Genomic DNA, 11,071 nt, shown 5'->3' with positions numbered 1-11,071 from the left:
AATCCTCTTCATGACCGCACCCAACCCCGACCAGCCCGCCGCCGGTCCGACGTCGCAGGTCCCGCAGACCCGCACCGCACGGCACCGGCGGATCGTGGACCTGTTGACCCGTCAGCCCGTCCGCTCGCAGAGCCAGCTGGCCAAGCTGCTCGCCGACGACGGCCTTGTGGTCACCCAGGCCACCCTCTCCCGGGATCTGGACGAGCTGGGCGCGGYGAAGATCCGGAACCGGGACGGCGCGCTCATCTACGCCGTCCCGGCCGAGGGCGGGGACCGCACCCCGCGCGCCCCGATGGGGGAGTCCGCCACCGAAGGCCGGATGGCCCGGCTGGCGGGCGAGCTGATGGTCTCCGCCACGGCCTCCGGCAATCTGGTGGTGCTCCGGACCCCGCCGGGCGCCGCCCAGTTCCTGGCCTCGGCGATCGACCAGGCCGAGGTCTTCGAGATCATCGGCACCATCGCCGGTGACGACACCGTCCTGCTGATCAGCCGTGACCCGTTCGGCGGCCAGGCGCTGGCCGACCACCTGATGCAACTGGCCCAGGCCAAGGCGCAGTAAGCGTCCTCCCGAGGCCCGCCGCACGCGACCCCCTGTTTTGAGTTTCATACGGCGTAGTGCATACTTATGCCTGTCGTCGTAACCCTGTTCGCACTGTTGTGAAGGAGAAAGCCGTGACCGAGCGCGTCGTACTCGCCTACTCGGGCGGTCTGGACACGTCCGTCTGCATCGGCTGGATCGCCGAGGAGACGGGCGCCGAGGTCATCGCCGTCGCCGTCGACGTCGGCCAGGGCGGCGAGGACCTGGACGCGATCCGCCAGCGCGCGCTGGACTGCGGCGCCGTCGCGGCCGAGGTCGCCGACGCCCGCGACGAGTTCGCGAACGAGTACTGCCTGCCGGCCCTCAAGGCCAACGCCCTCTACCAGGGCCAGTACCCGCTGGTCTCGGCGCTGTCCCGGCCGGCCATCGTCAAGCACCTGGTCGCCGCCGCCAAGAAGCACGGCGCCACCACGGTCGCCCACGGCTGCACCGGCAAGGGCAACGACCAGGTCCGGTTCGAGGTCGGCATCCAGTCGCTGGCCCCCGAGCTGAAGTGCATCGCCCCGGTCCGCGACTACGCGATGACCCGGGACAAGGCGATCGCCTTCGCCGAGGCGAAGAACCTCCCGATCGTCACCACCAAGAAGAACCCGTACTCGATCGACCAGAACGTCTTCGGTCGGGCCGTCGAGACCGGCTTCCTCGAGGACATCTGGAACGCCCCGATCGAGGACGTCTACGAGTACACCCAGAACCCGGCCACCCCGCGTGAGGCGGACGAGGTCGTCATCACCTTCGAGGCCGGTGTCCCGGTGGCCATCGACGGCCGCAAGGTCTCGGTGCTGCAGGCGATCGAGGAGCTCAACAAGCGCGCGGGTGCCCACGGCATCGGCCGGCTGGACATGGTCGAGGACCGCCTGGTCGGCATCAAGTCCCGGGAGATCTACGAGGCCCCCGGCGCGATCGCGCTGATCACCGCGCACCAGGCGCTGGAGAACGTCACCGTCGAGCGCGAGCTGGCCCGCTACAAGCGGCAGGTCGAGCAGCGCTGGGCCGAGCTGGTCTACGACGGCCTGTGGTTCTCCCCGCTCAAGCGCGCGCTGGACGGCTTCATCAACGAGGCCAACCAGGTCGTCTCCGGCGAGATCCGGATGGTCCTGCAGGGCGGCCGCGCCGTCGTGAACGGCCGGAAGTCGGACCAGTCGCTGTACGACTTCAACCTCGCCACCTACGACACCGGCGACACCTTCGACCAGTCGATGTCCAAGGGCTTCATCGAGATCTTCGGCCTGAGCTCGAAGATCGCGGCCCGCCGCGACCTGGCCTGATCCACGCTGTGAACCGCCCCGGCTGCCCGTGGCAGCCGGGGCGCTGCCCTACCCCGTAACAGACAGAAGGAGCCCACGCGATGACCGCCGATCAGAACGCCGACGTCCGCCTCTGGGGCGCGCGCTTCGCCGACGGCCCCTCCGAGGCACTGGCCAAGCTCTCCGCCTCGGTCCACTTCGACTGGCGGCTGGCCCCGTACGACATCGCGGGCTCCAAGGCGCACGCCCGGGTGCTGCACAAGGCCGGGCTGCTCAGTGAGGACGAGCTGACCGGCATGCTCGGCGGCCTGGACGCGCTGCTGGCCGACGTGGCGTCAGGTGCCTTCACCGGCACGGTCGCCGACGAGGACGTGCACACCGCGCTGGAGCGCGGCCTGCTGGAGCGGCTCGGCCCCGACCTCGGCGGTAAGCTGCGGGCCGGCCGGTCCAGGAACGACCAGATCGCCACCCTGTTCCGGATGTACCTGCGGGACCACGCGAAGATCATCGGCGGCCTGCTGCTCGACCTCCAGCACGCGCTGGTCGGCCTGGCCGAGGCGCATCCCGACACCGCGATGCCGGGCCGCACCCACCTCCAGCACGCCCAGCCGGTGCTGTTCGCCCACCACGTCCTCGCGCACGTCCAGGCCCTCGGCCGGGACGCCGAGCGGCTGCGGCAGTGGGACACCCGGACGGCGGTCTCGCCGTACGGCTCCGGCGCGCTGGCCGGTTCCTCGCTCGGCCTGGACCCGGAGGCGGTCGCCGCCGAGCTGGGCTTCGAGCGCGGCTCGGTCGGCAACTCGATCGACGGCACCGCCTCGCGGGACTTCGTCGCCGAGTTCGCCTTCGTCACCTCGATGATCGGGATCAACCTCTCCCGGATCGCCGAGGAGGTGATCATCTGGAACACCAAGGAGTTCGGCTTCATCACGCTGCACGACGCCTTCTCCACCGGGTCCTCGATCATGCCGCAGAAGAAGAACCCGGACATCGCCGAGCTGGCCCGGGGCAAGTCCGGCCGCCTGATCGGCAACCTGACCGGTCTGCTGGCCACCCTCAAGGCGCTCCCGCTGGCCTACAACCGGGACCTCCAGGAGGACAAGGAGCCGGTCTTCGACTCCTGCGACACGCTCGAGGTCCTGCTGCCCGCCTTCACCGGCATGATGGCCACCCTGACGGTCCATCGGGAGCGGCTGGAGGAGCTGGCCCCGGCCGGCTTCTCGCTGGCCACCGACATCGCCGAGTGGCTGGTCAGGCAGAACGTCCCGTTCCGGGTCGCGCACGAGGTGGCGGGCGCCTGCGTCAAGTTCTGCGAGGGCCAGGGCATCGAGCTCTCCGACCTGACCGACCAGCAGTTCGCCGAGATCTCCGTGCACCTGACCCCCGAGGTCCGCTCGGTGCTCACCGTGCACGGCTCGATCGCCTCCCGGAACGGCCGGGGCGGCACCGCACCGTCCGCCGTCGCCGCCCAGCTGGCCGAGCTCAAGGCCGACCTGGCGGTCCAGCAGGAGTGGGTCCAGGGCTGAGCACCACCTGAACGAGGGGGCGTCCACGGGCGCCCCCTCGTCGTTCTCCGAGGTGTGATCCGTTACGCCGAACTGCGCCCCGTCCTCACCCGAACGGAGTGGGTGGTCCCGTCCGCCGAGGAGCAGGTGCTGACCGCCGCCCGGGAGCGCGCGGTGCGCCGTGCGCTGGCCCGCCTGCCCGGCCGCTGCCCCGAACTGATGACCGCCATCGCCGAGGCGCCCGAACTGACGTACCGCCAACTCGCCGAGCGGCTCGGCCTGCCGCGCGGCAGTATCGGACCCACCCGCTCGCGCTGCCTCGCCTGCCTGCGCGCCCTCCTGCACAACGAACGGCCGGAGTGACGCTCGCCACGTCGGGCGGCCGGAAGGTTGCCGGAGGCCGGACGGTGGGTAGAGCGGTGGCTAACGTGCCCTTGACGGTCTCTCAAGCGGCCGGATACTGGGCAGGCGCGCAGATCCGACCCCGAGGACAGTCGGGGCACGACTGCGCCACCCCCGGTCAGGGCAGATCCCCGGCCGGGAATCCTTCGCAGGGCAACCGGTGCGCCACCCTCACCCCGCGCACCGGGAACTAACGATGGGGAGGCCCCAGCACATGGGCATGAGCGTGAGCATCTCGGTGGCGAACGAAGAGGACGCGGAGCAGATCCTGAAGCTCCAGTACCTCGGCTACCAGTCCGAGGCCGAACTGTACGGCGACTGGGCGATCGAGCCCCTGACCCAGACCCTGGAGAACCTGCGTACCGAACTGGCCGAGCGCCACGTGCTGGTCGCCCGGCTCGGCGAGGAGATCGTCGGCACCGTCCGCGGCTCGGTGGACCAGGACGGCACCGCGCACGTCCACCGCCTGGTGGTGCACCCGCGCATGCAGCGGCACGGCCTCGGCGGCCGGCTGCTGGACGCGGTGGAGCGGCAGCTCAGCGCCGAGGGCCCGGTCAGCTCCTTCGAGCTGTTCACCGGCCACCGCAGCCTGGGCAACCTGCGGCTGTACGCCCGGCACGGCTACCGGCAGACCGAGGTCCGCGAGGTCAGCCGGAGCCTGAGCATCGTCACCCTGGCGAAGCGGGTGGTGGTCGCGGCCGCGGCCTGAGACTCCTCGGAAGAGCACCCGACCTGATGACCGGTCGGGTGCTCTTTGCGTTGTCACAGCTGTGTCGTGTCCGTATTTCGGACCGGCGTTCCTGATAATTGAGACCGTGTCCATATGTCTGATTTACTTTGACTCATGACCACGACGACGACCTGCACCCCCACCGGCGCCACGCCGGCCGGAGAGCGCTGCATGTGTTGTTGTCGAATGTGTCGCTTCTGAGGGCTTTCGCCCCTCTTCCCGCGCACCCCGTGCCGTGACTCGTAAGGGTCATGCCCACGCGCGCCCCCGCCGCTCAGCGGCAACGATCGAAGCATGGCCGGACCTGATCCTCCCTCAGAGGTGTGCCTCCGCATGCCGTCGTCCGCCCCCGACCAACGGAAGCAGCCGTGATCACCACCAAGGACCTGACCAAGGTCTACCGAACCCGAGGCCGCGAGGTCACCGCCCTGGCCGGGGTGGACCTGCACGTGCGCGAGGGTGAGGTCTACGGAGTCGTCGGCACCAGCGGCGCCGGCAAGTCCACCCTGATCCGCTGCGTCAACATGCTGGAGCGCCCCAGCTCCGGCACGGTCACCGTGGACGGCGTCGAGCTCACCGCGCTGCCCGGGACCGAACAGCGCGCCGGCGCCGAACTGCGGGCCGCCCGCCGCCGGATCGGCATGGTCTTCCAGCACTTCAACCTGCTCTCCTCGCGCACCGTGCAGCAGAACGTCGAACTCCCGCTGGAGATCATCGGCCTGGACCGGGGACAGCGCCGCCGCAAGGCCGGTGAACTGCTCGAGCTGGTCGGCCTGGCCGACAAGGCCCGCAGCTACCCCGGCCAGCTCTCCGGCGGCCAGAAGCAGCGGGTCGGCATCGCCCGGGCGCTGGCCGGCGACCCCAAGGTGCTGCTCTCCGACGAGGCCACCTCGGCGCTGGACCCGGAGACCACCCGTTCGATCCTCGCCCTGCTGCGCGACCTCAACCAACAGCTCGGCCTGACCGTGCTGCTGATCACCCATGAGATGGACGTCATCAAGTCCGTCTGCGACTCCGCCGCCCTGATGCGCGGAGGCCGGGTGGTCGAGGAGGGGAAGCTGACCGACCTGCTCGCCACCGAGAACTCCCAGCTGGCCCGCGAGCTGTTCCCGCTCGGCGAGTTCGGCCACGGCCACCGCGGCAACACGGTGCTGGAGATCACCTTCCAGGGCGACACCTCGGCCCGGCCGTTCGTCTCCCAGCTGGCCCGCACCTACCAGATCGACATCAACATCCTCGGCGCCGCCGTCGAGACCATCGCCGGCCGGATGGTCGGCCGGATGCGGGTCGAACTGCCCGGCGGACACCGGGACAACGTGGTGCCGATCGGCTTCCTGCGCGAGCAGGGCCTGCAGGTGGACGTGCTCGACGAGAAGGGCGGGGCAGCGGCATGACCTGGGATCAGATGCTGGACCTGATGTGGCCCGCCACCTGGGAGACCTTCCAGATGGTCGGCGTCGCCACCGTCGTCACCGTGCTGATCGGACTGCCGCTCGGCTTGCTGCTGGTGCTCACCGACAAGGGCGGCGCACTGCAGAACGCCCCGGTCAACCGGGTGACAGGAGCCGTCGTCAACCTGGGCCGCTCGATGCCGTTCATCATCCTCATGGTCGCGTTGATGAACTTCACCCGAGCCGTGGCCGGCACCACCATCGGCTGGGAGGCGGCCACCGTGCCGTTGACGGTCGGTGCCATCCCGTTCTTCGCCCGGCTGGTGGAGACCTCCGTCCGTGAGGTCGACGGCGGCCTGCTGGAGGCCGCCCACGCGATGGGTGGCGGGACCTGGACCAGTGTCCGCAAGGTCCTGCTCCCCGAGTCGCTGCCCTCGCTGGTGTCCTCCGTGGTCACCACGATCATCGCGCTGATCGGGTTCTCCGCGATGGCCGGCACGGTCGGCGGTGGCGGCCTCGGCTTCCTCGCCATCAACTACGGCTACCTGCGCTTCGAGACCGGCTTCATGTGGGTGATCGTCGCCGAACTGGCCGTCATCGTGACGGTCATTCAGCTGGCCGGCGACCTGATCGTCCGCCGACTGACCAACCGCGGCGGGTCCGGGGGGACCACCCGCCTGCTGCGCTCGCGCGACACCCCGTCCGAGAAGGACGAGGAACTCGTCCTTCCGCACTGACCCGTCCCACTGTTTTCACCGTTCAATGGAGAAAGGCACTTTTCGTGCGTAACGTCCTGAAGTTCACCAGCGTTCTCGCCACCGCCGGGCTCGCCCTGTCGCTCACCGCCTGCAGCAGCGACAGCTCCTCCGGCTCCAGCCCGGATGCGGCGCTCAAGGTGATCGCGAGCCCGACCCCGCACGCGCAGATCCTGGAGTACGTCCAGAAGAACCTGGCCGACGCGGCCGGGCTCAAGCTCGACGTCAAGGTGGTCACCGACTACGTGACCCCGAACACCGCGGTCCAGGACGGCTCGGCGGACGCCAACTACTTCCAGCACGTGCCGTACCTCGAGGACTTCAACAAGAAGCAGGGCACCGACATCGTCTCGGTCGAGACGGTGCACCTGGAGCCGCTCGGCCTGTACTCCAAGAAGGTGAAGTCGGTCACCGAGCTGGCCAACGGCGCCACGGTCGGCCTGCCCAACGACACCACCAACGAGGGCCGGGCGCTCAAGCTGCTCGCCGACAACGGCGTCATCAAGCTCAAGGACGGCGTGGGCACCGCCGCCACCCCGGCCGACGTGGTCAGCAACCCGAAGAACCTGAAGTGGAAGGAGCTGGAGGCCGCCCAACTGCCCCGCTCGCTCCCCGACCTGGACGCCGCCGTCATCAACGGCAACTACGCGCTCGAGGCGAACCTCAAGCCCGCCTCCGACGCGATCCTGCTGGAGAAGGCCGAGGGCAACCCGTACGCCAACATCCTGGCCGTCAAGAAGGGCAAGGAGAACGACCCCCGGGTGAAGAAGCTCGCCGAGCTGCTGCACTCCGACAAGGTCAAGGAGTACATCAACACCACCTTCAACGGTTCGGTCATCCCGGCCTTCTGACCGGCCTTCTGACGGTCCGTGACGGCACCCTCGCCCGGTGGGCGAGGGTGCCGTCGTGCTGTTTGCGGGTACCGTGTCACGGCCCGGACAGGGCGGGGCGTACCGTGAGTCCACGACCCGGCGAGGAGAGAGACGGATGGCAGCGAGCTTCCCCGAGACCGCGATCAGCACCGAGCGGCTGCTGCTGCGCCCCCTCGCGGAGACGGACGCGCCCAGCCTGGTGGCCATGATGGCCGACGAGCAGGTGCACGCCTGGACCGCCATCCCACAGCCCTTCACCGACGGCCACGCCCTGGAGTGGATCCGGGAGTTGGCCCCCGCTCGGCGGGCGGATGGGCGAGGAATCGTTTTCGCCGTCACCGAGCATCTGACCCGGCGGGTCGTCGGCGTGGTCGAACTGCGCTGCACCGACTGGCGGTTGCGCTCCACCGAGGCCACCTACGTGACCGCCGCCTGGGCCCGGGGCGAGGGCTACGCACCCGAGGCGGTGAACGGGGTCGCGCAGTGGCTGTTCGAGGACCGTGACTTCCTCCGGCTCGAACTGCGCACCGCCGCCGGCAACACCGCCGGGCAGCAGGTCGCGCAGAAGCTCGGCTGCATCAGCGAGGGGGTGCTGCGGAGCGCCTGGATAGTGCGGGACGGTGAGGAGAGCCGCAGCGACCTGATCCTGTGGAGCCTGCTCCCGGAGGACCTGGAACCGGTCGGTGCCAGGGAGTCGCACTACGCCGCAGGGCGGTGAACTCCCCGCTCCTGGACCGGTGCAACCTTGCGCCCTGCGGCCGTACGGCAGTGCGAGCGGGTAGCCTCGGGCGTCGGGGGCCGACCGGTCGTCAGGGCTGAGGGAGCATCGGTAGATGGCGGACCGGATCACGGTCATCGGGTGGGACGGCACACCACTGACCGAGGCGGCCGCCTCGGCGCTCGCGGGCGCGACCCTGGTCGCGGGGGCGCCCTACCAACTGGCCGCGCTGCCGGTCCCGGCCGGCGCCGAGCGACTCGTCCTCGGGAGTGTGCAGCAGGCCGCCCGCCGGATCGCCGAGCACCGGGGCGCCGCCGTGGTGGTGGCCGAGGGCGATCCGGGGTACTTCGGCGTGGTCCGCGAGCTGCGCCGCCCCGAGTACGGCCTCGAACTCGAAGTGCTGCCCGGTGTCTCCTCGGTGGCCGCCGCCTTCGCCCGGGCCGGCATGCCGTGGGAGGACGCCCAGGTGGTCAGTGCACACGGCGGACGGCTGCGCCGGGCGGCCAACGTCTGCCGGGCGTACCCGAAGGTCGCAGTCCTCACCACGGCCGGGGCCGGGCCGAGCGAACTCGCGCTGATGCTCCGCGGGGTGCACCGCACCTTCGTGGTCTGCGAGGCGCTCGGCACCCCCGACGAGGACATCACCATGCTCACCTCGGAGCGGGTGCCCGACCACGACTGGCGGGACCCGGCGGTGGTCCTGGTGATCGGCGGCACGGGCCCCAACCACGCGCCCGCCGAGTCCTCCGGCTGGCTGGCGGGCCGTCCGCTCGGCTTCCCTGGACCCGACCGGGGCTGGGCACTGGACGCCGAGGCGTACGCGGGTGCGGAGCGGAGCACGGGTGCGGCGGGCGGCATCGGCTCCGCGCTGCCCCCGCACGTCCGCGCGCTGGCGCTGGCCCGGCTCGGTCCGGTGCCCGGCGAGCTGCTCTGGGCGGTCGGCGCGGGCAGCGGCGCGCTGGCGGTGGAGATCGGACGTTTCGGTGCGGCGGTGGTCGCGGTCGAGGCGTCCCGTTCGGCCTGCGCACAGATCACCGTGAACGCCCGCCGGTACGGCGTCGAGGTCGAGGTGGTGCACGGGGTCGGCCCCGAGGTGCTCGGCGGGCTGCCGGAACCGGATGCGGTGGTGGTCGAGTCCGGCGGCGCCGAGGTCGTCCGGGCGGTGCTGGCCCGCAGACCGGAACGGCTGGTCGCGGTGGCGCACTCGCTCGGCGACGCGGAGGAGATCCGGGCGGCCATCGCAGGCGCGGGGTACCGGGTGGACGGCGCACTGCTGCAGTCCGCGCCGCTGGGCCCCGGGCACGGCAGCGCGGCGGGACTGGGGCTCGGGCCGGGGGAGCAGAGCCTGGTGCTCTGGGGCGAGCAAGGCTCCTGACGGGCGGCCGGTCTTACGCAAATCAGACACCGGTTCGGGAGTCGATCGAGGATGGCCGGTAGGGTGAGGCGTTCGAGCGCGCATGCGATCGACGGTTCGTGTCCAGTTCGTCCTGTCTGCCACCTTTCTGACGTGGCGGAACCCACAGGCCGGAGCGGTCTCGGACATTCGACGTGAAGCGGGTCGGCCCGGAAGAATGCCATCGGGCCCGGTGCGGTCGTGCCGGTTGTCCCGGGCTGTCGTTGTTTCTGATGGTGTGCCACCCCTCCCACGGGCTGCTCACCGGTCCGGAGCGCGGCACGGCGGACGCCGGGCCGGAGGACGGACGGATGAATGGGCGGGGGCACGGCCCGCCCCGAGCGGAGAATTGGGCGCGGCGGTCGGCGATCACCGCGCCAAGGGTGCGGCAGCGCCCGGAAGGAGCTTTGAGATGACCGATGGCGGCCACGTCCTCAGCGAGGGCCTGCCCGAGCACCTGCTCGGCGGCGCCGATCCGCTCGGCCGCCCGGACGGCGTCCCGACGCCGGGTGCCGAACCCCACCCCGCCTACACCTTCCTGGACCAGCCGGACGGGCTGGACGAGGACGAGGACGTGCTGCTGATGCCGGGTCCGCAGGTGTCCTGGGGCGATGCGGCCGTGCACGGCGCGGTCGAGACGGTCGTGGTGAACGAGCACGCCGTCGCCTCCCCGCTGGTCGACACTATGACACGTCGAGCACCAGCGGGTACGAGACGGTGGGCAGGGCGACGCCGTCCGCCTCTGCGGCCGCTCGCTCCGCCCGTCCTGGGCGTGCCCGCGGTGGCTGCAGAACCGGTTGCTCAGCCCGCCCCTGAGACCCTCGGCCGGTCCGCCGCCCAGGCGCGCGAGCAGGTGACGGCCCCTCAGCCGCCGCGCCGCCCGCTGCACGCCGGGCCGCCGATCCCGGACCCCTCGCTGATGACCGGCCACGTGCCGGTCCGCTCGCTGGCCGACCGGGGCCCCTCGGGGAGCACCCCGGCGTACGGCGTGCCGATCGTGTCCGCGCCGGTGGCGGTCCAGGCGATGCCCGCGCCCGTTCCCGTTCCCGTGGCTGTCCCGGCTCCGGCGGTGGCTCCGGTCCAGCCCGAGCCGGTCGTGGTTGTCGAGGTCCCGGCGGCGCCGGTCGAGGCCGTCGTGGTGGCCGAGCCCGAGCCCGAACCGGTGGCCGTCGAGGCTCCGGTCGCCGAGCCGGTSRTGGYCGAGCCSGTGGTGGTCGAGCAGCCCGTCGTCGAGCCGGTCGCYGTCGAGGTGCCGRTCSTGGTCGAGGCCCCCGTCGCCGAGCCGGCGGCCGTCGAACCCGTGGCGGTCGAGGCTCCGGCCATCGAGCCGGTGGTCGCCGAGCCGATCGCCGCCGAGGTCCCGGCCGAGTCCGTCCCGATCCCGGCCCAGGCCGCCGCGCCCGTTCGCCAGCCCGGCCGGATCTCCGCGTTCCTGGCCGCCCCGGCCCCGCACGGTCTGC

The 11,071-nt window shown here is 71.3% G+C and carries 10 protein-coding genes and 1 pseudogene; all 11 read left to right on the top strand.

What is annotated here, in order from left to right; all coding sequences use genetic code 11:
- Positions 1 to 10: 10 nt before the first annotated feature.
- Positions 11 to 559 (top strand): arginine repressor, encoded by a 549-nt coding sequence (locus ASC99_RS03995; RefSeq protein ID WP_057228281.1) that lies wholly within the window; start codon positions 11 to 13, stop codon positions 557 to 559.
- A 113-nt stretch (positions 560 to 672) separates the two neighbouring features.
- Positions 673 to 1,866, top strand: coding sequence for an argininosuccinate synthase (locus ASC99_RS03990; RefSeq protein ID WP_057228277.1), 1,194 nt, complete (start codon positions 673 to 675; stop codon positions 1,864 to 1,866).
- A gap of 80 nt (positions 1,867 to 1,946) precedes the next feature.
- Positions 1,947 to 3,371 carry an argininosuccinate lyase gene (argH, locus tag ASC99_RS03985; protein WP_057228275.1) on the top strand — a complete coding sequence of 475 codons (1,425 nt, stop codon included), beginning with the start codon at positions 1,947 to 1,949 and terminating at the stop codon, positions 3,369 to 3,371.
- A gap of 54 nt (positions 3,372 to 3,425) precedes the next feature.
- Positions 3,426 to 3,713 (top strand): sigma-70 family RNA polymerase sigma factor, encoded by a 288-nt coding sequence (locus ASC99_RS03980; RefSeq protein ID WP_057228274.1) that lies wholly within the window; start codon positions 3,426 to 3,428, stop codon positions 3,711 to 3,713.
- Positions 3,714 to 3,966: 253 nt separating this feature from the next.
- Positions 3,967 to 4,461, top strand: a complete 495-nt coding sequence (locus tag ASC99_RS03975) for a GNAT family N-acetyltransferase (protein ID WP_057228272.1) — start codon at positions 3,967 to 3,969, stop codon at positions 4,459 to 4,461.
- Between the two features lie 389 nt (positions 4,462 to 4,850).
- The gene (locus ASC99_RS03970; RefSeq protein ID WP_057228270.1) at positions 4,851 to 5,876 is read left to right on the top strand and encodes a methionine ABC transporter ATP-binding protein; all 1,026 of its coding nucleotides are present in this window, start codon (positions 4,851 to 4,853) and stop codon (positions 5,874 to 5,876) included.
- Positions 5,873 to 6,610: a methionine ABC transporter permease gene (locus ASC99_RS03965; protein ID WP_057228268.1), complete on the top strand. Its 738-nt coding sequence runs from the start codon at positions 5,873 to 5,875 to the stop codon at positions 6,608 to 6,610. The genes ASC99_RS03970 and ASC99_RS03965 overlap by 4 nt, the downstream gene beginning before the upstream one ends.
- A gap of 44 nt (positions 6,611 to 6,654) precedes the next feature.
- Entirely contained in the window at positions 6,655 to 7,479 is an 825-nt protein-coding gene (locus ASC99_RS03960) for a MetQ/NlpA family ABC transporter substrate-binding protein (RefSeq protein WP_057228266.1), read from the top strand.
- 136 nt (positions 7,480 to 7,615) lie between these two features.
- The gene (locus ASC99_RS03955) at positions 7,616 to 8,218 is read left to right on the top strand and encodes a GNAT family N-acetyltransferase (protein ID WP_057228264.1); all 603 of its coding nucleotides are present in this window, start codon (positions 7,616 to 7,618) and stop codon (positions 8,216 to 8,218) included.
- Positions 8,219 to 8,333: 115 nt separating this feature from the next.
- Positions 8,334 to 9,593, top strand: a complete 1,260-nt coding sequence (gene cbiE / locus ASC99_RS03950) for a precorrin-6y C5,15-methyltransferase (decarboxylating) subunit CbiE (protein ID WP_057228262.1) — start codon at positions 8,334 to 8,336, stop codon at positions 9,591 to 9,593.
- A 430-nt stretch (positions 9,594 to 10,023) separates the two neighbouring features.
- Positions 10,024 to 11,071: pseudogene (locus ASC99_RS40065) on the top strand (hypothetical protein); the annotation flags it as partial.

Source organism: Kitasatospora sp. Root107 (assembly GCF_001424875.1).
Taxonomy (GTDB): domain Bacteria; phylum Actinomycetota; class Actinomycetes; order Streptomycetales; family Streptomycetaceae; genus Kitasatospora.
This window is presented reverse-complemented; position numbering and strand designations above follow the sequence as displayed.

Coding starts and splice junctions, on each gene's coding strand:
- argH (WP_057228275.1), top strand. CDS start 1,947: ATGACCGCCGATCAGAACGCCGACGTCCGCCTCTGGGGCGCGCGCTTC.
- ASC99_RS03975 (WP_057228272.1), top strand. CDS start 3,967: ATGGGCATGAGCGTGAGCATCTCGGTGGCGAACGAAGAGGACGCGGAG.
- ASC99_RS03965 (WP_057228268.1), top strand. CDS start 5,873: ATGACCTGGGATCAGATGCTGGACCTGATGTGGCCCGCCACCTGGGAG.
- ASC99_RS03955 (WP_057228264.1), top strand. CDS start 7,616: ATGGCAGCGAGCTTCCCCGAGACCGCGATCAGCACCGAGCGGCTGCTG.
- cbiE (WP_057228262.1), top strand. CDS start 8,334: ATGGCGGACCGGATCACGGTCATCGGGTGGGACGGCACACCACTGACC.